A 25,556-nucleotide genomic window follows, 5' to 3' on the forward strand; every position below is an offset into this window, starting at 1 on the left:
TGCTCGTTGCAAGTTAAGCCCTTGCCGTCGTTGATATACTCCAGCTTGGAAACAGTTTTTCAACGTTACAAACTCAAAGAGGGCGCGTTTCTTTGAGTTTCTACAAATCGTTTAAATTTTCTTTCGATTTTTTCCTTTGTTGGTTTCAGGGCCTAGGGTAGTTTCGATTGAGCCCATCTGGGGGGGCTGTTTTTGAGTACGCCGAAATTCGGCACTGGGGTTCTGTTCGCTCTGGTATTTGCTGTCGTCTGCCTGGCAGTGAGTGTGTCGTTGAATGTGCATTGTTGACCTGCACGCCTTTCGGGCTGTGCAGAATACGGCGGCGGTAGAATAGGCCGCATCCCCCTACATGATCGGGTATTGGCGATGTCGGCAGATCTGTGCGGCATGGTTATTTGGTATTCGGTCGCTCCGGCGTCCAGAGTTTCTGGTGCGAGCGCGTGCCGAAGAGGAGAATGTGATGGCTGAGAATTTCGACAACCCGTATTCGGCAAATCTGATTGGTTTGTGGGACTTCCGCGAGGATTATACCACTGAGGACACCGGTCTGGGCGATGGCATCGCGCAGGATGGGACGGGGTCTCCCTCCACCACCTACGCTGGCGGCTGGATGCTCGGAAATGGCAGCAACACGCAATTCTCTGTCGATGGCAGCAATGATGGCCCCTTCGATCTGACCGAAGGCACCCTTATCAGCACCTTCCAGCCGAATGAGGTCCCGGCCTCTGACTCCCAAACCGTTGTCAGCCGCGGTCTGGAAACGTCGGGCGATGCCGATGGCGAGAATTTCGAAATCCGGGTCACCGCCGATGGGTCGGTCGAGGTCGCACATGCCGATGGCGGCGCTTCCGTGCTGCTGACGACGGCCCCGGGCTTTTTCACCTATGGCGATGTGCTGACCGTGAAATACAGCTGGACCGATGGGGGCCAGACGATGGTGGTGGAAAACACCACTCAAGGCACGGTTGCTACCGCCGGGGATGATGTGGCTGGCCTGTCTTTGGATGTTACCGCCGACGGCGATGACAGTTTCTCCATCGGCGCCGCCGGGGACGGGTCTGCGTCCTTTAACGGTCTGATTGATTATGTGGCCGTGCTGGATGAAGACGTGATCGCCGGTGAGTTGGACGGGATTGTGGAAGGTGGAGCCACGGACGACCTGATCGACACGGCCTATACCGGTGATCCAGAAGGCGACCGGATCGACGCCGGTGATGCGATCAACCCGGCAGATGGCCCGGATGACGATCTGGTCAACGCCGCAGCCGGGGATGACACCGTTGAAGCGGGCGCCGGGGACGACACCGTGCATGGTGGCTCTGGGGCAGACAGCCTTAGCGGCGGCGCAGGCGATGACGTGCTGGAGGGTGACACCGATGCGCCGGGCGCCGGTCCCAGCAGCCGCGAGGTGTTCCAGTGGGATCTGGCTCCGGACCCGGATGACGGTGGCGCCGTTGATCCGCAGGACGATCTGAGCGGCGGCTTTTCGCAGGATACAGGTTCGGTCACCGTGGACTTCTCCGTGCTGTCTCAGACCTCGGGTTCTGAGACGCTATTCAGCGACACCACGCAGTTTGTTGGCAATATCGACACCGATGGCAGTGCTGCCGATGCCAACAGTGGCATGGCGTCTGAACTGGACGGCGACGGTAACAACGCGGCCTATCAGCTCGACTTTTCTGACCCGGTTGGAAATGTTTCCTTCCGTATCAACGATATCGATGGCGATGGCACGGTACAGGTCAGCGCATTTGACGCAGATGGAAACCCGGTAATCGTCAATCTCTCGGGCGGACCGGCGCTGACTTTGTCGGATGCGGATGCCGTACCGGGCGATGACAGCGCCGAGGTCAAGGTTGACGGCACCTATGCCAGCGATTTCGACCCGGACATTTCCCTATTGGTGACGATACCGGGGCCGGTATCTTCGATCGTGATCAGCCACACGCAGGATGGACATGACAACAGTGGCATCGACGTCTCCGACGTCTATTTCGATGCCACCGATCCCAACGCGCCGATCGTGCCGGGAAATGACACCATTGATGGCGGCGACGGTGATGATGTGATCATCGGCAATGGCGGGGACGACAGCCTGACCGGCGGTGACGGGTCTGACAGCGTCGATGGCGGCGACGGCGATGATGTCATCGACACCTCTGGCAACGAACCGACACCGCTGCCGGATCGCGGTTTCCCGGGCTACACCGGCACCACGCCGAACATTCCGCCGATCCCGGCGGACAGCGATCCCTATGATGACATGGATACCGTCGCGGGTGGCGCGGGCAATGACACCATCACCACTGGTGATGACGCCGACCTGATTTCCGGTGGCAGCGGTGATGACAGCATCGATGGTGGCATTGACGACGATACGGTCGATGGCGGCGCCGACAACGATATGATCATCGGCGGTGAGGGCTCTGACGTTCTGCTGGGGGGCGATGGGGACGATACCCTTTATGGCGGTCTTGATCCGGCCTTCCCGGATGGGCTCAACATCATGGACGATGGCGCTGATGGGCGCCCCGTTGATCCTGATCCGACCAATGGCATGGACACCATCGAAGGCGGTGCTGGCAACGATCTGATCTATGGCCAGGACGACGACGATGTCATTTCCGGTGGTGAAGGCGACGACACCATTGATGCGGGTATCGATGATGACGAGGTGACCGGCGGCACCGGCAACGACGTGATCACCGGCGGCCATGGGGCCGACACGCTGAGCGGCGGCGCTGATCGCGACTTGTTCATCGGTGCATCCGATGGCGATGTGGTCGATGGTGGTTCCACTGGCGATGACTATGACACGCTGGATCTGACCGGTCAGAACTTTGAAATCACCAGCCGCACGCTGGACGCCGATGGCAACAGCTATTCGGGCACCATCAACCTGCTGGATGGCGCGGACTCCGTGATTGGATCCATGACCTACAGCGAGATCGAGCGGATCATTCCCTGTTTCACGCCGGGCACCCTGATCGCGACCCCTGATGGGGAGCGCAAGGTCGAGGATCTGCAGGCGGGGGACCGGGTGATCACCCGTGACAACGGCATTCAGGAAATCCGCTGGATCGGAGCCCGTAGCCTGACCGAAGCCGAACTGAAGGACGCCGCGCATCTGCAACCGGTGTTGATCCGTCAGGGTGCGCTTGGCAATGGTCTGCCGGAGCGCGACATGATGGTCAGTCCGAACCACCGGGTACTGGTCGCCAACGACAAAACGGCGCTTTATTTCGAGGACCGAGAGGTTCTGGTCGCGGCGAAGCATCTGACCGGCCTTGAAGGGGTGGACGTGGTGGAAACCACTGCGGTGACCTACATCCACTTCATGTTCGACCAGCACGAGGTGGTTCTGTCAGATGGTGCCTGGACCGAAAGTTTCCAGCCCGGTGATCTGACCCTGCGTGGTCTGGATGGGGATCAGCGCAACGAGGTGCTGGAACTGTTCCCCGAATTACAGACTGTCGAGGGCCGCGAGGCCTACACGTCAGCGCGCCGGTCGTTGAAGAAACACGAAGCGCGGCTGCTGGTTCACTGAACGGTCCGTCCGTAGCACCGGGGGGAAGCTGCGGAAGAGGACCCGTGAACCACTGCAGACCGAGGCTTCGGGGGAGGGGCAGGGCCGCTGGGTCCTGCCTTTCTTGTTATCAGGTGGTCTTTCGGATTGGGGTAGGCGTCCGAGGGTAGGCCTTCAAACCCGCGCGGCACGCCAGGCGGCCCAGGCTTCTGGCGTGTCCAGATCCGTTGTCGCATGGCGGGCGGGCAGAGCGATGTATTGTACCTTGTCCTGCTTCAGCAGCACACGGGCGCCCTGATCGCCGGTGATCGCCTCAAGATCCGCAAAACAGCGTTTGGGGAAGAGTACCGGATGCCCGGACTGGCCGTCCTCGGCCGTGGCGCGCAGAATCGGGCCATCGCCGCCATGGAAATGCGCTGCCATGTGCATCAGGTCCTGCGTTTCCAGCTCGGGCATGTCTGCGGGCACGATCATCACCCCTTCGGTCGTCTCCGGCAGGGCAGTCACTCCGCGCCGGATCGAGGCGGCCATGCCTTCATCAGCGTCCGGTACCGGGACGGGCGTTGCCGTACCGGTCAGACCGGTGCGCGGGTGTGCTTCATTCGGGACGGTGACATAGACCGGCAATCCGGTCAGCGCAGCGCGTCGGCACATCAGAGCGAGCAGGGGCTGTCCTTCGACTTCTTCGCTCAGCTTGTCGCGCCCAGCCATACGGGACGACGCGCCTGCCGCAAGCAGAAGGATAGCAATGTTGGACATGGAACGTTCCCCCGTGGCTGCTCTGTCACCTGCCAGCCGTTTGGGGATCTTGTGGGCATTGTGCCCATAAAGCCAGAGATTTCTGGCGCCTGCGTCACCCCCGCCCGGGAACAGGCGGAGGCGAAATGCGTTTCAGATCACTGGTCAGCCGCGCATGCGGGCGCCGTCGGCGTCGAACAGCGGCGTGGTGATCAGGCGGGCCTTGTGCATCTTGCCGAGAATTTCGATCTCGGCCTCCAGCCCTTCGGCCACCTTGTCGGTCGGTACGAACCCTTGCGCGATGGATTTCCCGGCGTGATGCGAATAGCCGCCCGAGGTGCAGAAGCCGACAACCGTGCCATCCAGCCAGATCGGTTCATAGGCGGTGACATCGGCGTCATCCGCATCAACCTCAAAGGCGCAGAGCTTGCGCGCAGGACCCGCATCGCGTTCTGCCTCGGCAGCAGCGCGGCCGATGAAGTCCACGTCCTTCTTGAAGGAAATGAAGCGGTCCAGACCGGTTTCGGCGGCGGTGTAGTCGGGGGAGAATTCCCGCAGCCAGGCGCCAAAGAATTTGTCCAGACGTAGCGACATCATCGCCCGCATGCCGAAGGGCTTCATGCCATGGGGCTGGCCTGCCTCCCACAACACATTCCACAGGGCACGCTGGCTGGGCAGATCGCAGTAGATCTCATAGCCGAGGTCACCGGTGTAGCTGACCCGCTGCACCACGCAGTCTGCCATGCCGACGCTCATCCGGCGCACGTCCAGAAATTTCATGTCGGAAATATCCTGTCGCGTGCAGGCCTGCAGCACCTCGCGCGCCTTGGGGCCCGCGATCTGGAAGCCGTTAACCCGGTCCGAGATATTCTCGACGTGAACACCGTCCTGTGCGTTCTGCTGGAACCAGCGCATATGATAGGCCTGCGCGCCATAAGAAGCGGTCAGCTGGTAGGTTTCCTGATCGAGGCAGGAGATGGTGAAATCACCTATCAGGCGTCCCTTGTGCGACAGCATCGGCGTCAGGCTGATCCGGCCCGGCTGCGGCACCCGACCTGCCATGACACGGTCCAGCCAGGCGCGGGCGTTGGGGCCGGTGACGCGGTATTTGCCGAAGTTATGCACCTCGTTGATCCCAACCGTTTCGCGCACGGCCTTGACCTCACGCGCGGTGGCGTCAAAGGCGTTGGAGCGGCGGAAAGAGGGCGTCTCGTAGCGCGGCTCACCCTCTGCGGCGAAGTAGTTCACCACTTCCATGCCGTATTGCTGGCCCCAGACCGCGCCCATCTTGTCGAAGATATCGTACATCGGCGTGGTGCGGAAAGGACGCGCGGCCGGCAGTTCCTCGTTCGGGTAGGAGACGGAGAACCGGGTCTGGTAGTTTTCGATCACCTTGGGACGGGTATAGCCCGGCGTGATCCAGTCGCCGTAACGGGCACAGTCCATGGCAAAGGTATCGCGTTCGCATTCACCTTCGACCATCCATTGCGCCAGCATCAGGCCAACACCGCCACCCTGGCTGAAGCCTGCCATGACGGCGCAGGCGGACCAGTAGTTGCGCATGCCGGGCACCGGGCCGACCAGCGGGTTGCCGTCGGGGGCAAAGGTGAAGGGACCGTGGATCACCGATTTCACCCCGGCGCGCTCCAGCGCGGGGAAGCGGCGATAGGCAAAGGCGATGCTGTCCTCGATCTTGTCGAAATTGTCGGGCAGCAGTTCGTGGCCAAAGTTCCACGGCGTGCCATCCACCGCCCAGGGTTTGCAGGGTTGTTCATAGAAACCAATACAAAGGCCACGGCCCTCCTGGCGCAGGTAGCTTTCGCCAGCCGGGTCCATGACGTGCGGGTGCTCGCCACCTGCGTCGATAATGGCTGCAATTTCAGGCACTTCGTCGGTGACGATATATTGGTGCTCCATCGGGTGCAGCGGGAAATAAACCCCGGCCATCGCGCCCACTTCGCGCGCCCAAAGACCGCCTGCGTTGACCACGTGTTCGGCGTGGATGGTACCCTTTTCGGTGACCACGTCCCAGGTGCCATCGGGGCGCTGGTTGGTTTCGATCACCTTGCAGTGGGTTTCGATGGTGGCGCCGCCCATGCGCGCTGCCTTGGCATAGGCGTGGGTGGTGCCCGAGGGATCAAGGTGCCCGTCGAGCGGATCGTAAAGCGCGCCAAGGATGCTGTCGGTATTGGTGACCTCTGACAGTTTCTTCACTTCTTCGGGGCCGATGATGTCGGTCTCAAGCCCCATGAAGCGGTGCTTGGCCCGCTCGGCCTTCAGCATGTCAAAGCGTTCCTGATTATCGGCCAGGGTAATGCCGCCGACGTGGTGCAAGCCACAGGACATGCCGGTGATCTCTTCCAGCTCGCGGTAGAGTTTGATGGTATAGCCCTGAAGCGCCGCCATATTGGTGTCGCCATTGAGCGTGTGAAAGCCGCCTGCCGCGTGCCACGTCGAACCCGAGGTCAGCTCGGACCGTTCGATCAGCATGACGTCGGACCAGCCCAGTTTGGTCAGGTGATAAAGGACCGAACAGCCGACGACTCCGCCGCCGATGACTGCCACGCGCGTTGTGGTCTTCATGATTGTGCTCCCTGGCGTTCTGCGTTTCGGCCATTCTGGACAGAAGTGAACAGTAGTCCAGTGAAAAAGCGACATCTCATGTCGCTGGCAGATCGGAGGAGAGGGGAACTGTCAGTCTTCGCTGCGGAAACGGCTGTTCTGGATGATGACAATGGCGATCAGCGGCGCGACCAGCGTCAGCACGGCAACGGTGATCAACAATGGCCCGAGCTGAGTGTAATCGGCGGCGGTGACGACGGTGCCATCGGCATCTGTGACCTCACGCGTGACCACGAAGATCTGGTTAAGGTACTTGGTGCCAAGGCTGGAAGCCGAAAGCGCCAGATTGGTGAAGGAGGCCATCACCGCAAAGAAGGTCGCCTTCAGCCCCGAGGGCGCGTTGCGGGCAATCCATGCCAGCATCGGGATCATCGACACCTGTCCCAGCGGCGACTCCACTGCAGTGTCCACCAGTGCGATGAAACGGGCATCCACGACCCCACCGGTCATCGCCGAGGTCCATTCATGGACACCGTAGTAAAGCGCCAGATTCGGCAGGCTCAGCAGGGCCTCGCTGCAGGTCAGGAAAATCACGATCCAGGCAATCGTGTGGTTGGCCATCATCGGCCGTAAAACGATCATGCCGACCAGTGTCAGCAGCGAAGCGATCAGCGACAGCACCGAAAAGAACTGAGGATCAAAACCCAGAACGTCGATTTCGAACCAACTGGCCCCGGGGCCACTGAGGGGCTTGGCACGGTAGACGAAAATGATGATCGCGGTGCCAATCAGCGCGCGGGCCTGGGCTGGCGTCAGCACCGCGATCAACTGGCGCATCAGCAGCAGGACGATGGCCATGGATCCGGCAAAGATGATTTCCTGCCCATAGGCCAGATCGCTGAGCCCGACGCTGAGCGACAGCGCAACAAAGGCGCCGCCGCCGATGAAATACCACCAGTTCACATCCACCGGATCGCGCGGCGGATCGAGCCGGGTGCGGATCTCGGCCTGTGGCAGTCCGGCGCGGCGCAGATCGGCAGTCCTGCGCAAGCGCTGCACAAGGGCAAGCGCGACCCCGGACAGGGACAGCACCGGCACCAGCAGCGCCAGCGTATAGACATGGGCGTAAAGCGCGCCCTTTTCTGCTTGTGGCAGGGCTTCGGCGCCTTCGAACAACAGCACGTTCAGCGCGGCCGCCGCGCTGGAGCCGCCGATCAGGGCGATACGGCCCAGGGTTTGCATGGTTGTGTGCAGTGCGCGGGTTTCTTCTTCGGCCAGCAACGTGCCGTCGGCATCCCGGTGCGGAACCGCCTCGACAGACATGGCATCGGCGACCACGTCCTGCAGCACAAAACCGCAGGGCGCCAGAATGATCGCGGTTACATACCAGGCATTGACCGGCATGATCGCCTGCATAACCTCGGGCAGGGTCAACAATGCCACGATGATCCCATAGCTTGACGCCATCAGCGCCGCACCCAGAAGGATCAGCAGGTATTTCCAGCGCCAGATCAGATCCACCAGATGCCCGATCGGCATTTTCAGCGCCCAGGGAATACCTACCCAAAAGCTGAGCCCGGCGAGGAAGGCCGCGGGCAGGTCCAGATATTCCTTGACGTAAAAGGCCCCGGCAACCGAGGTGATGCCCTGCGCCCCATAGGCGAAATAGATCAGCAGAGGCGGCAGGAACGACCAGCGCATCTGCCGGGACAGATCCACGAAGATACTGTCGATCCATCGCCACGCCCGGGTCATGGGCTGCGTCCGGTCCGGGAGGCGGGGCTATCGCCTCCGTTTCTGCGCGGGCTCTGGGTCATGTCAGCGGGCGCACCTTCAGATCGGTGATCCGGTTGCCTTCGCGACCTGTCACCTCGAACCGGAAGCCATGGAAGGAGAACACCTGTCCAACGGTGGGGATCATCTGTGCCTCATGGATCACAAGACCGGCGATGGTGTTCGCCTCATCATCGGGCAGGTTCCATTCGGTGGCGCGGTTGAGATCGCGAATGGTCGTGGCGCCCTCCACGAGGAAATTGCCGTCCTGGGTCTTCTTGGCAAGGGATTGCTCCGCCGGGTCGAATTCATCGGTGATCTCGCCGACGATTTCCTCAAGGATGTCCTCAAGCGTGATGAGACCTTGCAAGGCACCATATTCGTCCACCACCAGGGCGAAATGACTGCGCATGCGCAGGAACTGGCGCATCTGGTCGTCCAGCGTGGTGGTTTCCGGTACAAAGTAGGGCGGTTTCGCGACCGAGGTGATCTGGAAGTTGCGCAACGCCGCGGCATCGCCATCCGGCCCTCCGATCTGGGCATACATATCGCGCAGCAGATCCTTGGCATGGACAACGCCGATGATGTTTTCCTGCTCATCCTTGAACACCGGCAGACGGGTATGGGGTGAGGTCAGGCATTGCTCCAGAATGACCTCTGGGTCGGAATTGGCGTCGATCATCTCGATATGGGAACGGTGCAGCATGATCTCCTCGACAAAGCGGTCGGACAGATCCAGCGCGCCGAGGATACGGTCGCGGTCCTCTTTTTCCACGACGCCTTCGGAATGGCCCAGTTGCAGGGCGCCTGCGATCTCTTCGCGCACTGCCATGATGTGGCTGTCCGGGTCGATCTGAACTCCGAAGAGGCGCAGCACGCCGCGCACCAGCAGCCGCACTGCACCGACGACCGGCGCCAGTATGGTCACCAGAAAGCCAATCACCGGGGCTACGGCAGATGCGGCCTTTTCGGCGTTGGAAATCGCGTATGTCTTGGGCAGAACCTCGGCAAAGATAAGAACCAGCAGAGTCATGACCAGGGTTGCCAGCGCAACGCCGCCTTCGCCGAATGCGCGGGTGAACAGCGCCGTCGCCAGTGAGGTCGCCAGAATATTGACGAGGTTGTTGCCCAGCAGAACCGAGCCGATCAGCCGCTCGCTGTCCTCGGTCACGGCCAAGGCGCTGCGGGCGCCGCGTGCGCCCTTGTCGGCCTGGGTGCGGAGCTTCCCGCGCGAGGCGGCGGTCAGGGCTGTTTCGGAGCCAGAGAAGAAGGCCGAAAGAACGAGCAGCAGAGCAATGGATCCGGCGCTAAGCCAGAATGCGCTGTCCAGAGTGGTCGGATCGGTTTCCATGTCGGGTCCAGTTTATCAGAAGGATTTTGTATGGTTATGGGCGTCCTGCCGGTTTCGTTCAAGGGGCAGGGCGCTTCCGTGCGGCGCGGCTTATTCTTTGTCGCCAGGGCCCTTGTTGCGGGACAGGGGGTGGTGCTGCAGGACCAGCTCGCTCAGGCGGGCATCCAGCACATGGGTATAGATCTCGGTCGTGGCGATATCTGCGTGGCCCAGCAGCGCCTGAATGGCGCGCAGATCAGCGCCATTGGCCAGCAGATGGGTGGCAAAGGCATGGCGCAGCGTGTGCGGCGTCACCTTTTGCGGCGACACGCCACCGGTGACGGCAAATTCCTTGATCAACAGGTAGAACCGGTGCCGGGTCAGGTGCCCTTCCTTGCCGCGCGAGGGGAACAGAAACCGTGAGGCGGGCTTGCCCTGTTTTTCAACCTCGGCAGCGGCGGCATCGCGGGCTTGCAGCCATTCGGCCAGCGCATCGCGGGCCGGGGGCGACAGGGGCACCATGCGTTCCTTGCCGCCCTTGCCCAGAACCAGCAGCATGCGCGGATCGCCCCGGGCGGCGCTGACCGGCAGCGAGACCAGTTCGCTCACCCGCATGCCGGTGGCATAGAGCAACTCCATCAGGCAGGTGTTGCGCAGCCGGTCGTCGGGCGTGCGGCCAGTCTGACGCGCGGCCTCTAGCAGGCGGTCGACTTCGGTCACCTCCAGCGTCTTGGGCAGGGATTTGCTGCGCCCCGGCCCTTTGATCTGAATGGCGGGATTGTCTGTGCGCCAGCCTTCTTCGAAGGCAAAGCGATAGATCTGCCGGATCGCGGAGAGACGCCGCGCGCGGGTGGCGCGAGAGAGGCCCTCTGCGTCGCAGGCAATCAGGTAGGATTCGATGTCATCCTGACTGGCCGCGCCAAAGGAAATACCGCGCCGGGCCATCCAGCCCGCCAGATCCTTCAGATCGCGGCCATAGGCCAAAAGCGTGTTGCGCGCCGCCCCGAGATCCGCTGCCTGAGCATCAAGGAAGGTCGCGATCCATTGCAGATCATCGCGCGGGGCATCCATATCAGTGCCTGACGAGCAGCAAGAGCTGAAGCGCCGCCCGGCGCGCGGTATCCTCAAGCCCCATCGCCCGTAGTGCAACCAGCGCGGCGCTGAGATCGCCCAGGTTGCCGTCGGCGCCATGGGCAAAGAGTTCTATGGTTTGCAAGATCGCTTCGCCCAGCTGGCCGTTGTCCAGAAGGCGGGCGATGGAGACAGGCATTTCTGCGTCGGCAGCAAAACCGGTCGCGATGGAGGCCGCCAGATCGGAAGGGGGCTGCACCTCTGCCGGGCGGCCTTGTGCCAAAGCAGCCAGAAACAGGTCTTCGGCGGAGCGCGACGGCGGATTGTGCGCCGCGAGTTCATAGCTTCGCGCCAAGAGCCGGATACGCCAGGCCAGTTCGGCGGCCTCTCCCTGCAGGCGTGCGCGGCCCAGATCGTCGGCAAAAAGATCGGCAAAGGCGACTTCGATCCGGGAGGCCTGCGCGGCCTCCCAGGCAGACTGAAGGGCGTCATCCAGTGCCGTAGAGGCGCCCGGATCGGTCCGATTTCCGCGCAGCGCGGTTTCAAAGGTCTGCAGGGCGCGGACCCGGTCCCAGATACCGCCGGAGGCGGCAGGTTTGCGTTCAGTGAACAGGCCAAGCAGTTGGTTGGGGTTAAGCGCCCCGACACGGGTCAGCCGCTCTGCCGCCTCAAGCTGGGCTTTCCAACCGGCAATGTCGCGCAGATCGGCAGCGGCAAAGGCGCGCGGCAAGGGCGCCGTCGGTTGCCGTTCTCCGATGGTTTCAAACAGGCGGAAGGTCAGGGGATCAGGATTGTCTGGCGCCGGAAGCGGTGCGGCTCCTTCGAAGATATCCGGATTTAGGAACCGGTCGAGCAAGGCCAGCGCCGGTGGATCCAGCAGCTCCAGCGCATGGGCGGATTCCAGCATTAGCGCCGCGGTCGGCCAGTCGCCGCGCCGGGCCGCGCAAAAGATCCGCGCGCTGTAATCTGGCGCCAGATAGGGTGCAGCGGTCAGGGCGGCGCAGGCCCGGTCCTCATCCCCGGTCAGGAGCGTGCTGTCAAACCAGCGGTCGAATCGAGCGCGTGTTTCCGACGGTCCAGCCTGTTCGGCCAGCGCCTGTGCCGGGTCGATGGCACCGAGGTCGATCAGCCGGTCGAGGCGGGCCAGCAGAATGGCGTCATCGCCGCCGGGCAAGGGGCGGCTCTCTGATAGAATGACAGTGAACAGCAGCGACTGCATCGCCGGGCTGTTATGCACCGGCACGTCGCGCAGCAGCCGTGCAATGTCCTGCGGAGCGCTGCCGCGCCAAAGGTCGATTGGCAGCCCGGTGGCAGAGGGCGTCACCAATCCGATCGGGGGCAACAGCGCCTCAAGCGGGGTTACCGAGATTTCCGGCCGCGCGGCGCTTCCCGCAGTTGGCGGCTCCAGCAGCACTGTATCCGGCAATACCTGGCTTTGGGTTTGTCCCAGCCAGTCGATCACCGTCAGCGGTTCCTCCGCCAGTGGCGGAGAGGCGCCCGCAGCGCCCGCAAATATCGCCGCAACGGCAAGGGCCAGAGGTCCTGAAGAACGCCTAGTCGGCATGCAGGACCACCGGTTTGCGGATCTCCTCTGTCGGGGCGCTGAAATCAGCGCCGAACCACGGGCCGACATAGGCATATCCCACCAGGCCGATCGCGGCCAGAACAACAATATAAAATAGATATTTGATCAAACTTGCCATTGCGTCCCTGCTGCCTGCTTCTTTGTGTTTTGCTCAAGTTATATATGGCCTTTTCGGCAATATCACGTCATTCACTGAAGAATGAGCGAAAAAGAGCAAACCGAAGAAACTGTGACCGTCGGACCGACACCGGGAAGGCTGAAAAAGACGATCGTCATGGTTGGGATGATGGGCGCGGGCAAGACCGCTGTGGGCCGGGCGCTGGCTGCCCGGCTGGATGTGCCGTTTCTGGATAGCGACCACGAAATCGAAGCTGCGGCCAATATGTCTATCCCTGAGATTTTCTCGCGCGATGGGGAGCCGTTTTTCCGGCTGAAGGAACGTCAGGTCATCGCCCGCTTGCTCGAAGAAGAGCGCGGTGTGCTGTCGACCGGAGGCGGCGCCTTTCTGTCCGAAGAGAATCGCACCCTGATCACCGAAGGCGGTGTGTCGGTCTGGCTGCAGGCGGACCTTGAGGTTCTGTGGAACCGGGTGCGCCACCGGGACAGTCGCCCTTTGTTACGTACCAGTGACCCCAAGGCCACCCTGCGCGAGCTTTATGACGCGCGGGTGCCATTTTATGAAAAGGCCGACCTGACGGTGAAATCCGACGGGCAGGCTTCGATTGAAACAATGGTCGACCGGGTGCTTGAGGCCCTTAAGGAGCGGCCAGACGTATTGGAATGGACGAAATAATGCAGCGCACAGTTCACGTACCCCTTGGCGAGCGCGCCTATGATGTGGTGATCGGTCCCGGCCTGTTGCAGGAGGCGGGCAAGCGGATCAAACCGCTGCTGAACCGCCCCCGGGTTGCGGTTCTGACCGACGAAAACGTGGCGGCCAGGCACCTTGATACCCTGCGGGCCGGACTGGCGGCGGAAGGCATCGAAATGGATGCGCTTGCCTTGCCGCCCGGCGAAAGCACCAAGGCTTGGCCGCAGTTCTCGCGCGCCGTCGAATGGCTTCTTGAGACGCAGGTGGAACGCTCTGACATCGTGATTGCCCTTGGCGGTGGTGTGATCGGGGATCTGGCCGGGTTTGCGGCGTCGGTCCTGCGGCGGGGTGTGCGTTTCGTGCAGATCCCGACCTCCCTGCTGGCGCAGGTCGACAGCTCTGTCGGTGGCAAGACCGGCATCAACGCGCCGCAGGGCAAGAACCTGATCGGCGCTTTTCACCAGCCCTCGCTGGTGCTGGCGGATACCGAGGTTCTTGGCACGCTGACCGCGCGGGATTTCCTGTCCGGCTATGGCGAGGTGGTGAAATACGGTCTGCTGGGCGATGCTGCGTTCTTTGACTGGCTTGAAGAACACGGCCCGGCACTGGCGGCGGGCGATATGGCGGCCCGGGTCGAAGCGGTGGCCCGCTCGGTCCAGATGAAGGCCGATATCGTCGTGCGCGATGAGACCGAACAGGGCGATCGCGCTTTGCTGAACCTTGGCCATACATTCTGCCACGCGCTGGAGGCGGCGACCGGCTATTCCGACCGTCTGATGCATGGCGAAGGCGTTGCCATCGGCTGCGCGCTTGCGTTCGAATTGTCCTCGCGTCTGGGGCTGTGCAGTCAGGAAGACCCCAGCCGGGTCCGCGCCCATCTGATGGCGATGGGGATGAAGGCGGATCTGTCGGATATCCCCGGCGATCTGCCCGGCGCTGTGGCGCTGCTGGACCTGATGGGGCAGGACAAGAAGGTGGTCGCCGGCCAGCTGCGGTTCGTTCTGGCGCGCGGCATTGGCAAGGCCTTCGTGACGGCAGATGTGCCGCGCGAGACGGTGCTGGCCGTGCTGGAGGATGCGCTGGCCCTGCGTCAGGTCGAACAGGCGTAACCTTTCAGGGAATGGGGGCTGTTGTCCCCCGTCCTGTTACAGGTCGTCTGCCTTTGGTCAGCGGCCTTTCACCACCATCATCTCCCCGATGTTCTCCGAGGTGATATAGCCTGCAAGAGCGCCTGTTTTTGTCGTGACGACAACGGCAGGCGCGCCCTTGTGCAGGGCGTCGAGAACGGTCTCCAGCCCGGCAGTCAGCGGGACCGAGGGGATATCATTTGTCATCAGCATGGAAACCGCCTTCATGCGCGGAGTTTCCGCGGCGATGGCGGCAAACAGATCACCGCGCGTCACAAAACCCAGCGGGCGGCCGGTGGCATCCAGAACCGGGAACTCATGCTGGGTGGTGCGGATGACTGCGGCAGAGGCCGTCTCCAGCGTGTCCTCAGGGCGCAGCGCCTCGAAACTGGTGATCATGGCATCGCGGGCCATGAACCGCTTGGTCACGGCGCGCATCGCCACGTCCTGATTTTCGGCATTGGCGGCGATAAAGACAAAGCCCGCCACCAGAACTAGAACCGGGTTGCCCGAGGTGAGGCCGAGATAAGCCAGACCCATGGCCGCGATCTGCCCGGCGATGGCGGCGATGCGGGTCGCCTTGACCCGGTCCATCTTCAGGCACAGCGCAGCACGCAGCACCCGGCCGCCATCCATCGGAAAGGCGGGGATCAGGTTGAAGACTGCAAGGATCAGGTTCACCAATGCCAGACGGCCCAGGAAATTCCAGCCGGAAAACTCCTGCGCCGGATCTGCCAGGCTCGCCAGATCCCAGCGGCCCGCACCAATCACCACCAGAATGGCCCAGATCGCAATGTTGACGGCAGGCCCGGCAAAGGCCACAGCGATCTCGTGCCAGGGGTTGGACGGCATCCGTTCCAACCGTGCCAGACCGCCGATGGGCAACAGGGTGATGTCGGGGGTAGCAATGCCGTAGCGCCGCGCCATCAGCGCATGGCCGAATTCATGGGCCAGAACACAGGCAAACAGCGCCAGCACGAAAACGGTGTTCTCAATGGCGCCTGGCAGGCCCTGTTCGCTGTAGGCAGATAGCCCGATCCACCCCAGAAGAAGGAAGAAGGTGACATGAACTCTGACCTCTGAGCCAAAGAGGCGGCCGAGAGAAAAAGACCATGTCATCGCGTCATTCCTTTTGCAGCCTGTGCGGATCGGGCAAGGATCATCAGAAGGATATCACCAAGGCTGTATCGCCAGGGTGATATCACGCGTCAGAACCGTTAGATCAGAACGGGATCTCGTCGTCGTCGATATTGTGCGAGGGGCCACCCTGACCGCCGCCGCCAAAGCCACCGCCCTGGGGTCCGCTGTCGTAGCCACCGCCGCCACCGCCATATCCGCCGCCGCCACCGTAGCTGCCGCCACCCTGGCCGCCGCCACCGCCGCCTTCACCGCGGCCATCCAGCATGGTCAGGGTGGAGCCAAAGCCCTGCAGGACGACTTCGGTGGAATAACGGTCCTGACCGTTTTGATCCTGCCATTTGCGTGTTTGCAGCTGGCCTTCGATATAGACCTTGGAGCCCTTGCGCAGGTATTGCTCGCAGACGCGCACCAGACCTTCGTTGAAGACGGCAACGCTGTGCCATTCGGTCTTTTCGCGGCGTTCACCGGTGTTGCGGTCTTTCCAGGTTTCAGAGGTGGCGATGCGCAGGTTGCACACCTTGCCGCCGTTCTGAAAGGTCCGCACCTCTGGGTCGCGGCCCAGGTTGCCGATGAGGATGACTTTGTTGACTGAGCCGGCCATTTGGTCCTGTCCTTGTTCTTATTGGATGTTCTTGTCTGTGGATGGGCATCTGGTGTCAGAACCGAATCTGAGCGCGCCCGGATTTTGGGCCACAGTACAGACCCGCAAGCTCTGATGAAAGCAACCTTCTTGGCCGCGGGACGGGGGTTTTCGCAGGTTTTCGGTCGGGCAGCCTCCCACCGGAATCTGTTCGCCGCACGCTGACGCTTTCAATTTAGTTAAGATCCGCTATAGTCGCGCCGGTCGGAAAACGGATCGCGACGGTAACAGAGTTGAGGGCCGCTATGTTTGGGCAAGCCACGTTTAAGACCGCTTTGATCAATGTCTATGCAATGAACGCTCGTGGCCTTGCTGCGGCTGCCGGGGTTTCGCTATTGGCGACTGGCGCTACCGCCGACATGTTCTCGACCAAGAACCAGCGCAGCCTGTTCTCCGCCCATACCAAGGTTCTGGATGGCCGTGCGGCGCAACAATACGAGAACTCCAGCCGTCTGTTGCCGCGGTCCTCATTTGAAACGGGCCAGTATGGCAGTCTGCCCTATACCGGAAAATACCGTGGGAAATTCATGACCATGGCGCGCGCCGCAGCGCGCAAACACGGCGTGCCCGAGGATCTGTTTCTGCGTCTCGTGCAACAGGAAAGTAACTGGAACCCCGGCGCGAAATCCCACAAAGGCGCGCTGGGGCTGGCGCAGCTGATGCCGCAGACCGCCCGGTCGCTGGGAGTGGATCCCGCTGTCCCGCAGGAAAACCTGGAAGGCGGCGCGCGGTACCTGGCGCGCCAATTCCGTAAGTTCGGCTCCTGGCGCCTGGCACTGGCTGCATATAACGCAGGCCCCGAGGCGGTTCAAAAACACGGTGGCGTGCCGCCATACCGTGAAACCCAGGCCTATGTAAAAACGATCTGGGGCGGCTGACCGCTTCCGAAATGCCTTGAACCGCAGCCGTTTGGGGCGGCCCGGATCACGACCGTGTTAACGCCTCGGTAAACTTGGTAAATGCCGCGTTAACTTCGTTTCTCCGCCACGAAGCTGCCCGAATTCCCCCTGAAAAATGCGAGCAGTTTCAGGAGGATTTGCCGTGACAGCCTACAGTTTTGATGATCGCCTTGACCGTATGCACTGGACCCCGTCGGCGGGTCCCAGCCGTGAGATCGTCGACAGCGTCCTTGGCGCGCGGCAGCGTGCCAGCGCCCGCAGTGTCGGTGTTACCCTTGCCGGGGCCATCGTGGGAATACTGATTGGCTTTGGCCTGATCGGCATGTCCTTCGAACAGTCGCCCTGGGGGCCGGGCAGCGGTGCGGTCGGTCTCGTGTTTGGTACCCTGTCCCTGGCTGGTCTGGCCCTGTCGGTCACGCTGGCCTTGTTCGCGGCGTGGAAAAGCAAACGTTTCCCACGCTTGATGCAGTTCGCCTCGATGAACCTTCTGATGATCGTTGTTCTGTTGCTGAGTTAACCAGTATCGGCCCGCCCCATGATCGGGGTGGGCCTTTTCCTAGTTTTATTGTCGGGAATTGCGCTTGATCAAGGTCGGGGCTATAGCTGTCGGGTACTTCGCGTGGGGACTGCCCCGGATCCAAAGGCCCTGATGATGACGATTTCTCCTTTCTGGCGCATGTGCGCCGCTGCCCGTTGCCTTACCTTGGTGGTCGTCGCGGCATCACCGCATTCTGCATTGGCCGAGGATGCAGAGCTGACGCCGGTTGAGACCTTGGGAGAGGCTCTGTTTCACGATCCGATCTTGTCGCAGAACCGCACTCAGTCCTGTGCCAGTTGCCATGATGCCGAATATGGCTTCACCGATCCACGCCGTTCTGCCGATGGGGCGTTCTCTCTTGGCGATGATGGGCACTCGCTGGGCGACCGCAACGCGCCAAGCGCGGCTTACGCGGCCTTCACGCCGCCGTTTCACCAGAAGGAAGACGGAAGCTGGGCCGGGGGGATGTTCTGGGACGGGCGTGCCCGGGATCTGGCAGAGCAGGCCGCGGGGCCGCCGCTGAACCCGATCGAGATGGGGCTAAGTGATAAGGCGCAGCTCGTCGCGCGCCTGAAGGAAGAGCCGGACTATGTCACAGCCTTTCAGCAGAACTTCGGCGCGGACATCCTGAAGGATCCTGAGGCCGGGTATGCGGCGATGACCGAGGCGCTGGCGGCCTATGAAAAAACCGCCATCTTTGCGCCGTTCGACAGTAAATACGACCGTTTCCTGCGCGGTGAGGTTCAGCTCAGCAAAAAAGAAGAATTGGGCCGGATCCTGTTCTTCTCGGAGCAGTTCACCAATTGCAACCAGTGCCACCAGCTGAAGCGCAGCGCGATGGATCCGCAGGAGACCTTCACCAACTACAGCTACCACAATATCGGCGTGCCGGAGAATGTTCTGGGGCGGGCCGAGAACGGCGTTGCCGCCGGTGCCATTGACGATGGGCTGCTTGCCAACCCGGCGGTCACTGATCCGGCAGAACGGGGCAAGTTCAAGACGCCGGGATTGCGTAACGTGGCTGTCACCGGCCCCTATATGCACAACGGGGTGTTTCAGGAGCTGCGCACGGTGATTGCCTTTTACAATCGCTACAACAGCAAATCGGACGCCGCGCAGATCAATCCCGAAACCGGAAAACCCTGGGGGCCGCCGCCGGTTGCAGGCACCCTGTCGACCACCGAGCTGACCCACGGGCCTGCGCTGGATGACCGGCGCATTGACGCCCTGGTTGCGTTTCTGAAAACGCTGACCGATCAGCGCTACGAAGAGTATCTGGAATAGAAAGGGCGCCCGCGTGATGAACGCGGGCGCCGCTTTGGGTGTGATCAGAGTGGCTACTCGGCGGCGATCTTGATGACCGGGTTCATCCGTTCAAGGATCTCATCGCTGAGGTGGCATTTGATCTGATGCCCGCCCTGCATGTCGCGCACCGGGGGGACCTCGCGTTCACAGAGACCGCCCGGAACTTCGCTCTTCCAGCGACAGCGGGTCTGGAAAGGACAGCCTGATGGCGGGTTCATCGCTGACGGGATGTCGCCTTCGAGAACGATATGCTCCTTTTCCACCGATGTATCGGCGATGGGAACCGCGCTCAGCAGGGCCTCTGTATAGGGGTGATAGGGCGGCGAGAAGACCTGATCGGTCGTCCCCAGCTCCACCACATGGCCAAGATACATCACCATCACCCGGTCGCTGAGATAGCGCACGATGGACAGGTCGTGGCTGATGAACAGCAGCGTCGTCTTCTCGTTGCGCTGGATCTCCATCAGAAGATCGGTCACCGCCGCCTGCACTGACACATCCAGTGCCGAGACGGGTTCATCCGCCACAACGATGCGTGCACCGCCAGCAAAGGCGCGGGCGATGCCGACGCGCTGTTTTTGTCCGCCGGACAGCTGCCGTGGCATGCGGTCGGCAAAGGCGCGGGGCAGTTTCACCAGATCCAGCAGCTCCAGCATCCTCTGCTTGCGCTCCGCGTCGTTGTCACCGATGCCAAAGATTTCCAGCGCCCGGGTGATCTGCCGTCCGACGGTCATCGACGGGTTCAGCGTATCAAAGGGGTTCTGGAACACCATCTGCACGTCCGAAATCGTCTTGGTGTTGCGTTCTTCGATCGGGGTCTGTTCGATGTTCTGGCCATCCATCAGGATATCCCCGTCGGTGGCGGTTTCGAGCCCCATCAGCACCTTGGCAAAAGTGGATTTGCCACACCCCGATTCACCGACGATGGCCAGCGTTTCGGATTCGCGGGCCTCGAAGCTCAGCGTTTCATTGGCCTTCACCACTTTCTTGGCGCCTCCGCCAAATAGGGCATTCGCGGCCACCTCGTAATATTTCTTGAGCTTGTCGATCTTGAGGACAACCTCACCCGGGGCGGTCTTTTCCTTCTTGTCGGCTACGGTGATCGGCGCGTTCCAGTCGATTTCCTGGAACTTCAGGCAGCGCGTGGCGTGGCGGTCATTGCCGGGCACATCGGCCATGGCAATGTCGCCCGCATCGCAGCGGCCCGCTTCGAAATAATCGCAGCGCGGACCGAAGTTGCAGCCCGGCGGGCGTTCGTGGGGCAGTGGGAAGTTGCCCGGAATCGCCACCAGCGGGCGCGCGTTCTTGTCGGCACCCGGCAGCGGGATCGAGCGGAACAGCGCCTGCGTATAGGGGTGCTGCATCTCGTCAAAGACGTCTTCTATACTGCCGCGCTCGACCGCTTCGCCGGAGTACATCACACAAAGCCGGTCGCAGGTTTCCAGAACAAGGCCGAGGTTGTGCGAGATGAACAGCATCGAGGTGCCGTATTTCTTGCCCAGATCCTTGACCAGTTCGACCACGGCGGCCTCCACCGTCACGTCAAGGGCGGTGGTGGGCTCATCCAGGATCAGCAGTGCCGGTTTCGACATCAGCGCCATGGCGATGACGATCCGCTGCTGTTGGCCGCCCGACAGCTGGTGCGGATAGCTGTTCAGCATCCGCTCCGGGTCGGGCAGGCGCACGTCGGTGACAACTTCAAGGGCGCGCTTGTAGGCTTCTTCTTCGCTGACGCCCTCGTGGATCATCGGCACTTCCATCAGCTGCTTGCCGATTTTCATCGCCGGGTTAAGGCTGGCCATCGGCTCTTGATAGATCATCGCGATCTCGTTGCCGCGAATGTCACGCAGCTCCTCGACGCTCATCTCTCCCAGGTCGCGGCCCTTGAACTTGATCGAGCCGCCCACGATGCGGCCGTTCTTGCCAAGGTCCTGCATCACCCCAAGGGCGACAGTGGATTTGCCGCAGCCAGATTCGCCCACAAGGCCAACCGCCTCGCCGGGCATCACGGAGACGGAAAAATCCATTACCGCCGGGATTTCACGCAGCCGGGTGAAGAAGGAGATCGACAGGCGGTCGATTTCCAGGATCGGGCCATCGGTTTGCTCTAGCTTGCTCATGTCATCAATCCCTCAGGCTTTCTTCACGCAGACCATCGGCCAGCAGGTTCAGACCCAGTACCAGGCTCAGCAGAGCGATGGCGGGGGGCAGGGCCGGGTGCAGGTAGATCGACAAGAGCTTGCGGCCCTCGTTGATGGTCGATCCCCAGTCCGGGCTTTCGGGCGGCAGGCCAAGGCCGAAGAAACCCAGAGTCCCAAGAAGGATGGTCGTGTAGCCAATGCGCAGGCAAAAATCGACGATCAGCGGCCCGCGGGCGTTCGGCAGAACCTCCCACAGCATGATGTACCAGGGACGCTCACCCCGGGTCTGCGCGGCGGCCACGTAATCGCGGGTCTTGATGTCCATCGTTAGGCCCCGCACGATGCGGAACACGGTGGGTGAGTTCACGAAGACCACCGAGACAAAGACCACAAGGATTCCGCCCGGAATGTCGAACAGATCCACCGGCCAGAAGTCGATCTTGGATCCCTTGGCATTGATCAAGGACATATAGAGCACGAACAGCGGCGCTAGAACGACAGCTAGGATGATGATGTTCTTCTTGGGCTGCGTCCTGTAGCGAGCATTCAGCAGCACCCCGAAGAATACCATCGGGAAGGCAAAGAGCACCACCGCCATATATTGCGGCAGGCCGGTCTCGACGATCTCGGGGGTTACCATCAGGTAGAACAGCAGGATCACCGGGAAGGCCAGGATCAGGTTGGCGAGGAAGGACAGGAAGGTGTCCAGTTTGCCGCCATAGTATCCGGCCGGCAGCCCTAGGGTGATCCCCACCATGAAGGCAAAGGTCGTCGCCAGCGGGGCAATTTTCACCACCTCCCAGGAACCTTTGACCATCCGGCTGAACACATCCCGCGCCAGGTTGTCACCGCCAAGGAGATACCATTGGAACTCGCCTTCTTCGGCGCCGCGCAGGGGCGTGCCGGGGGCTTTGTTTTTCATGCCCGACGCCTGCGACAGCGCATCATGGGTGGCCAGCATGTCAAAGGCCGCAAAAAAGCCGGTGAAGACCCAGAACATGACAAGGCCAAAGCCGATCATGCCGATGGGGCTGTCAAACAGCTTGCCATAAAGGCCAAGACGCCGCTTGAAGGTGATGGAAACGGCATAAAGCACCACAAGGGCGATCCAGACCGGCAGCATCTGCTGCGACAGGGCGCCGATGATTCCCGCGCCGGTGCCCATCACGAGGCCAAGCAGCAGATAGGCCAAAAGGATGACGGCCGAGGCCAGGAAGGTGAGGCGCACGGCCAGCGCGGCAAGGCCCTGCGGCCCGGCCGACAGGCTGAGCGTACCGCCTGCGTTGGTAATAGCGCGTTCCTCGGGGGTGACCGCGCCGATGATGATCCAAAGAAGGATCGAGATTGCCAGTAGTCCCAAAGCCGCAAACAGAAGCGGGTTGAGAAAGGCGATTGATCCGGTCCAGCTGAGTGGTTCCATAGTCTTTCTCCGTCTTCAGGAAATGCGAATGCGTGGGTTTAGGTAGACGTAGCCGATGTCCGAGATCAGCTGCGTGATCAACACCACGAGAACCGAGACGACCGAGACGCCCAGCAGCAGTTCGATATCGTTGTTGCCAGCGGCTTGTACCAGCGTCCAGCCAAAGCCCTTGTAGTTGAACAGGGTCTCAACGATCACCACGCCGTTCAGGAGCCAGGGGAACTGCAGCATGATCACGGTGAAAGGCGCGATCAGCGCGTTGCGCAGGGCATGTTTCATGACGATCTTGGGAAAGCTCACCCCTTTGAGCCGTGCGGTGCGGATATATTGCGCCGTCATCACCTCGGTCATCGAGGCGCGGGTCATGCGTGCGATATAGCCCATGCCATAAAGGGCGATAGTCAGAACCGGCAGCAGGAAGTTTTCGATGTTGGGGCTTTCCATCGCGCTGGTCGCGGTGCCCTTGAACCATTTGAGGCCGACGGCAGAGGATGAGAAAATAGCGATAAACAGGACGCCCGAGACATATTCGGGCGTCGCCGTGGTGGTGATGGCAAAGGTCGACAGTGTTCGGTCGGTGGCAGAGCCTTCCTTCATGCCCGCCAGAACGCCAAGGATCAGCGCCGAGGGCACCATGACCAGCATCACCCAGAACATCAGCGTGCCCGTCAGCGACAGACGGGTGGCGATGATGGAACTGACCTCATCCTTGAACACCGTGGAATAACCCCAATAGCCCTGCAGGATGCCGCAGAACTGCGGGGCCTCCGCTGGGTCCATGCCCGGCGTGATGCAGCGGCCGGTGATGGTGCCATCCTCAGCCGTGTGCTGGTACGACGGCGCGAGGCCGATCCATTCCATGTATTTCTTTGGCGTGGATTGCAGGTAACCGCCCTTTTCCAGCCAGCTGGCCACGGCTTCGTCCGACATGCGGAAGTTGCCCTGGGTCTTGGCGAGTTTTTCAAGGTTCGGATAGAGGTTTGTCATGAAGAACACGACAAAGGTCAGACAAAGCGCCGTCAGGATCATGACCCCGACGCGTCTGAGGATAAACAGTCCCATGGATGCCCCCATTGGTGGCTATGCGCCCGGTTCAATGCCGCTGCGCTTTTGCTAGGCGCGGATGCGCCCTGTCTTTTGGCTGTGCTACGGGTCCAGCGGAAACGGGCCGCGCGATGCGCGGCCCGTGCAGGTCCAGGTCAGGCTTTGAGAGCCCACTTGTAAAGCTGGGGCAGGTCCGCAATGTGCTTGTCGACACCGACCAGGGTATCCCGGTGGTGACGCATGGCGGTGCGCCAGTAAGGCTGGATGGTGACGCCTTCGTCGATCATGATGGCTTGCAGTTTGCCCATCACTTCGCGGCGCTTGTCGGCATCTGCGATCGAGTTGGCCTCGGCCAGCAGAGCGTCGAACTCGGCATTTGCAAAGCCGCTTTCGTTCCAGGCCTCGCCCGAGCGATAGGCCAGTGCCAGAACCTGAGTGCCCAGCGGGCGGTGGTTCCAGTTGGTCGAGGAGAAGGGATATTTCACCCAGTCGTTCCAGAAGGTGGAACCGGGCAGGATGGTCCGCTTCACGTTGATGCCTGCATCGCGCAGCTGGGCTGCCACCGCATCGGTGGTGTTGCGGCGCCAGTCATCGTCGATCGACAGCAGCTCGTGCTCGTAATCGCCCATGCCTGCTTCATCCATCAGGGCCTTGGCCTTGGCGGGGTCATAGGGGATACGGGTGACGCTGGGGTCGTGCTCCGGGTGCATCGGGCCGACGTGGCAGTTGTCTGCCGGGATGCCGTAGCCGGACATGCCCAGTTCAAGGCAGACGTTGTTGTCGACTGCCATGGCCAGAGCCTGGCGCACGCGCTTGTCAGCATAGGGCTTCATGCCATCGACTTCGGCCAGCTGGTTCGGGCGGATGACGATGGTAAAGCCGGAGGGGATTTCCGATCGGGTCAGGCCGATGCTGTCGAAGATGTCGACATATTCACCGACCGACTCCCAGTTCATGTCGATTTCTTCGGCCTCGAAGGCGGCCAGGAAGGCGGCCGGATCGGTGCCGTAGTCGATGAACTCGATGCGGTCCAGATGGCCGCCCTTGCCAGCGGCGTAGCCCCACCACTCGTGGTCCTCGTTGCGCACCAGCACACCCTTGACGCCGACTTCCATGCTCTCGGGCAGCATGTAACCGGTACCGATCGGGTTCTCCAGCATGGTTGCGGCGTCATGACTGGCATGGGTGATGGCTGCGGGATAGTCCGCCATGCCGGGGATGATGGTGATGTCCGGCGTGTTGGTCTTCAGCATCACGGTGTGGCTGTCCACCACGGTGATGGCGCCATCTGCGGCCTTGCCAGTGGCTTCGTCGATCAGCGATGCCATGCGGCCTGCCATCGAGTTGCCTTCGACGCTCTTGTCACACCAGCCGGCGATGTTGCGAGCCACGTCCTCGGCGGTGAAATCGTCGCCGTTGTTCCATTTGACGCCCTTGCGGACGTTCAGGGTGTATTCGGTCGCATCGGCATTGGCGCTCCAGCTTTCCAGCAGCATCGGGCCGAAAGAGCCGTCGCTGTTGTATTCGACCAGATATTCCAGCCAGCCGGCGGTAAAGGTCGCGATCTGGGTCCAGTCAAAAGTGCGCGGATCCTTGAGCGCACGGACCTCCATCTGCATACGCAGGGTGCCACCCTTCTGGGCATGTGCAGCGGCCTGCACCGGGGCCTCCAGACCGATCAGCCCATAGGCGGCTGCGGCGCTGACGCCCAGTGCGGTGGAGCGGGCCAGGAATTCACGGCGGCTCAGTTTGCCGTTTTTGACTTCCTCGGCATGCATCTGGGCGGCCCAGTGGATCGGCGCGCCGGTGGTGGTATCGTTGTTCATACGGATCTCCCTGTTTGCACCAACAGGACGCTTGGCCCTGCCTCGAGGTGGCGATGGTATGTCCGGATTGCGGTCCGGAA

General features: G+C 61.7%; 19 protein-coding genes. 6 read left to right on the forward strand and 13 right to left on the reverse strand.

Going from position 1 to position 25,556, the window contains the following annotated elements; translation table 11 throughout:
• Positions 1–460: 460 nt before the first annotated feature.
• Positions 461–3,547 carry a Hint domain-containing protein gene (locus JL2886_RS18900; protein ID WP_065273407.1) on the forward strand — a complete coding sequence of 1,029 codons (3,087 nt, stop codon included), beginning with the start codon at positions 461–463 and terminating at the stop codon, positions 3,545–3,547.
• A gap of 153 nt (positions 3,548–3,700) precedes the next feature.
• Here the strand turns inward: JL2886_RS18900 and JL2886_RS18905 are convergent, their stop codons facing one another.
• The 7 genes from JL2886_RS18905 to JL2886_RS19635 form a co-directional block, all read right to left on the reverse strand.
• A complete protein-coding gene (locus JL2886_RS18905) occupies positions 3,701–4,285 on the reverse strand; it encodes a nucleotidyltransferase family protein (RefSeq protein ID WP_065273408.1) in 585 nt (194 codons plus the stop codon).
• Between the two features lie 144 nt (positions 4,286–4,429).
• The gene (locus tag JL2886_RS18910; protein WP_065273409.1) at positions 4,430–6,847 is read right to left on the reverse strand and encodes a GcvT family protein; all 2,418 of its coding nucleotides are present in this window, start codon (positions 6,845–6,847) and stop codon (positions 4,430–4,432) included.
• A gap of 111 nt (positions 6,848–6,958) precedes the next feature.
• Positions 6,959–8,581: a hypothetical protein gene (locus tag JL2886_RS18915; RefSeq protein ID WP_065273410.1), complete on the reverse strand. Its 1,623-nt coding sequence runs from the start codon at positions 8,579–8,581 to the stop codon at positions 6,959–6,961.
• A 58-nt stretch (positions 8,582–8,639) separates the two neighbouring features.
• Positions 8,640–9,950: an HlyC/CorC family transporter gene (locus JL2886_RS18920; RefSeq protein ID WP_065273411.1), complete on the reverse strand. Its 1,311-nt coding sequence runs from the start codon at positions 9,948–9,950 to the stop codon at positions 8,640–8,642.
• A gap of 90 nt (positions 9,951–10,040) precedes the next feature.
• Positions 10,041–11,000 (reverse strand): site-specific tyrosine recombinase XerD, encoded by a 960-nt coding sequence (locus JL2886_RS18925; protein ID WP_065273412.1) that lies wholly within the window; start codon positions 10,998–11,000, stop codon positions 10,041–10,043.
• 1 nt (position 11,001) lies between these two features.
• Complete coding sequence (locus JL2886_RS18930) at positions 11,002–12,564, reverse strand: hypothetical protein (RefSeq protein WP_065273413.1); 1,563 nt, start codon at positions 12,562–12,564, stop codon at positions 11,002–11,004.
• Positions 12,554–12,703, reverse strand: coding sequence for a hypothetical protein (locus JL2886_RS19635; RefSeq protein WP_197492328.1), 150 nt, complete (start codon positions 12,701–12,703; stop codon positions 12,554–12,556). The genes JL2886_RS18930 and JL2886_RS19635 overlap by 11 nt, the downstream gene beginning before the upstream one ends.
• 81 nt (positions 12,704–12,784) lie before the next feature.
• Between JL2886_RS19635 and JL2886_RS18935 the strand changes: the two genes are divergently transcribed.
• Together JL2886_RS18935 and aroB are read left to right on the forward strand one after the other, a co-directional pair.
• A complete protein-coding gene (locus JL2886_RS18935) occupies positions 12,785–13,378 on the forward strand; it encodes a shikimate kinase (RefSeq protein ID WP_065273414.1) in 594 nt (197 codons plus the stop codon).
• Positions 13,378–14,505 carry a 3-dehydroquinate synthase gene (gene aroB, locus JL2886_RS18940; protein WP_065273415.1) on the forward strand — a complete coding sequence of 376 codons (1,128 nt, stop codon included), beginning with the start codon at positions 13,378–13,380 and terminating at the stop codon, positions 14,503–14,505. The genes JL2886_RS18935 and aroB overlap by 1 nt, the downstream gene beginning before the upstream one ends.
• A gap of 57 nt (positions 14,506–14,562) precedes the next feature.
• Here the strand turns inward: aroB and JL2886_RS18945 are convergent, their stop codons facing one another.
• Together JL2886_RS18945 and JL2886_RS18950 are read right to left on the reverse strand one after the other, a co-directional pair.
• A complete protein-coding gene (locus JL2886_RS18945; protein ID WP_065273416.1) occupies positions 14,563–15,642 on the reverse strand; it encodes a site-2 protease family protein in 1,080 nt (359 codons plus the stop codon).
• Positions 15,643–15,745: 103 nt separating this feature from the next.
• On the reverse strand, positions 15,746–16,264 hold the full coding sequence (locus JL2886_RS18950) for a single-stranded DNA-binding protein (RefSeq protein WP_065273417.1): 519 nt from the start codon (positions 16,262–16,264) through the stop codon (positions 15,746–15,748).
• A gap of 398 nt (positions 16,265–16,662) precedes the next feature.
• Here JL2886_RS18950 and JL2886_RS18955 point away from each other — a divergent pair, with 398 nt between their 5' ends.
• From JL2886_RS18955 to JL2886_RS18965, 3 genes are all read left to right on the forward strand, one after another.
• Entirely contained in the window at positions 16,663–17,181 is a 519-nt protein-coding gene (locus tag JL2886_RS18955; RefSeq protein WP_420480640.1) for a lytic transglycosylase domain-containing protein, read from the forward strand.
• A gap of 163 nt (positions 17,182–17,344) precedes the next feature.
• Positions 17,345–17,719, forward strand: a complete 375-nt coding sequence (locus JL2886_RS18960; protein ID WP_065273418.1) for a hypothetical protein — start codon at positions 17,345–17,347, stop codon at positions 17,717–17,719.
• Positions 17,720–17,851: 132 nt separating this feature from the next.
• Positions 17,852–19,024: a cytochrome-c peroxidase gene (locus JL2886_RS18965; protein WP_065273834.1), complete on the forward strand. Its 1,173-nt coding sequence runs from the start codon at positions 17,852–17,854 to the stop codon at positions 19,022–19,024.
• Between the two features lie 53 nt (positions 19,025–19,077).
• On the opposite strand, the gene JL2886_RS18970 is transcribed toward JL2886_RS18965, so the two are convergent.
• The 4 genes from JL2886_RS18970 to JL2886_RS18985 all read right to left on the reverse strand — a co-directional run bounded on the left by JL2886_RS18970 (position 19,078) and on the right by JL2886_RS18985 (position 25,476).
• The gene (locus JL2886_RS18970; RefSeq protein WP_065273419.1) at positions 19,078–21,165 is read right to left on the reverse strand and encodes an ABC transporter ATP-binding protein; all 2,088 of its coding nucleotides are present in this window, start codon (positions 21,163–21,165) and stop codon (positions 19,078–19,080) included.
• 4 nt (positions 21,166–21,169) lie between these two features.
• Positions 21,170–22,606 carry an ABC transporter permease gene (locus JL2886_RS18975; RefSeq protein WP_065273420.1) on the reverse strand — a complete coding sequence of 479 codons (1,437 nt, stop codon included), beginning with the start codon at positions 22,604–22,606 and terminating at the stop codon, positions 21,170–21,172.
• 15 nt (positions 22,607–22,621) lie between these two features.
• Positions 22,622–23,668 carry an ABC transporter permease gene (locus JL2886_RS18980; RefSeq protein ID WP_065273421.1) on the reverse strand — a complete coding sequence of 349 codons (1,047 nt, stop codon included), beginning with the start codon at positions 23,666–23,668 and terminating at the stop codon, positions 22,622–22,624.
• Between the two features lie 137 nt (positions 23,669–23,805).
• Complete coding sequence (locus tag JL2886_RS18985; RefSeq protein WP_065273422.1) at positions 23,806–25,476, reverse strand: ABC transporter substrate-binding protein; 1,671 nt, start codon at positions 25,474–25,476, stop codon at positions 23,806–23,808.
• Positions 25,477–25,556 lie beyond the last annotated feature (80 nt).

It is taken from the genome of Phaeobacter gallaeciensis (assembly GCF_001678945.1).
Classification (GTDB): Bacteria; Pseudomonadota; Alphaproteobacteria; order Rhodobacterales; family Rhodobacteraceae; genus Phycobacter; species Phycobacter gallaeciensis_A.

Bases quoted from the DNA above. Each gene is read 5' to 3' on its own strand.
- JL2886_RS18905 (WP_065273408.1), bottom strand. From the start codon at position 4,285: ATGTCCAACATTGCTATCCTTCTGCTTGCGGCAGGCGCGTCGTCCCGT.
- JL2886_RS19635 (WP_197492328.1), bottom strand. From the start codon at position 12,703: ATGGCAAGTTTGATCAAATATCTATTTTATATTGTTGTTCTGGCCGCG.
- JL2886_RS18930 (WP_065273413.1), bottom strand. From the start codon at position 12,564: ATGCCGACTAGGCGTTCTTCAGGACCTCTGGCCCTTGCCGTTGCGGCG.
- JL2886_RS18920 (WP_065273411.1), bottom strand. From the start codon at position 9,950: ATGGAAACCGATCCGACCACTCTGGACAGCGCATTCTGGCTTAGCGCC.
- JL2886_RS18935 (WP_065273414.1), top strand. From the start codon at position 12,785: ATGAGCGAAAAAGAGCAAACCGAAGAAACTGTGACCGTCGGACCGACA.
- JL2886_RS18900 (WP_065273407.1), top strand. From the start codon at position 461: ATGGCTGAGAATTTCGACAACCCGTATTCGGCAAATCTGATTGGTTTG.
- JL2886_RS18925 (WP_065273412.1), bottom strand. From the start codon at position 11,000: ATGGATGCCCCGCGCGATGATCTGCAATGGATCGCGACCTTCCTTGAT.
- JL2886_RS18980 (WP_065273421.1), bottom strand. From the start codon at position 23,668: ATGGGACTGTTTATCCTCAGACGCGTCGGGGTCATGATCCTGACGGCG.
- JL2886_RS18965 (WP_065273834.1), top strand. From the start codon at position 17,852: ATGATGACGATTTCTCCTTTCTGGCGCATGTGCGCCGCTGCCCGTTGC.
- JL2886_RS18915 (WP_065273410.1), bottom strand. From the start codon at position 8,581: ATGACCCGGGCGTGGCGATGGATCGACAGTATCTTCGTGGATCTGTCC.
- JL2886_RS18945 (WP_065273416.1), bottom strand. From the start codon at position 15,642: ATGACATGGTCTTTTTCTCTCGGCCGCCTCTTTGGCTCAGAGGTCAGA.
- JL2886_RS18975 (WP_065273420.1), bottom strand. From the start codon at position 22,606: ATGGAACCACTCAGCTGGACCGGATCAATCGCCTTTCTCAACCCGCTT.
- aroB (WP_065273415.1), top strand. From the start codon at position 13,378: ATGCAGCGCACAGTTCACGTACCCCTTGGCGAGCGCGCCTATGATGTG.
- JL2886_RS18950 (WP_065273417.1), bottom strand. From the start codon at position 16,264: ATGGCCGGCTCAGTCAACAAAGTCATCCTCATCGGCAACCTGGGCCGC.
- JL2886_RS18970 (WP_065273419.1), bottom strand. From the start codon at position 21,165: ATGAGCAAGCTAGAGCAAACCGATGGCCCGATCCTGGAAATCGACCGC.
- JL2886_RS18910 (WP_065273409.1), bottom strand. From the start codon at position 6,847: ATGAAGACCACAACGCGCGTGGCAGTCATCGGCGGCGGAGTCGTCGGC.
- JL2886_RS18955 (WP_420480640.1), top strand. From the start codon at position 16,663: ATGTTCTCGACCAAGAACCAGCGCAGCCTGTTCTCCGCCCATACCAAG.
- JL2886_RS18985 (WP_065273422.1), bottom strand. From the start codon at position 25,476: ATGAACAACGATACCACCACCGGCGCGCCGATCCACTGGGCCGCCCAG.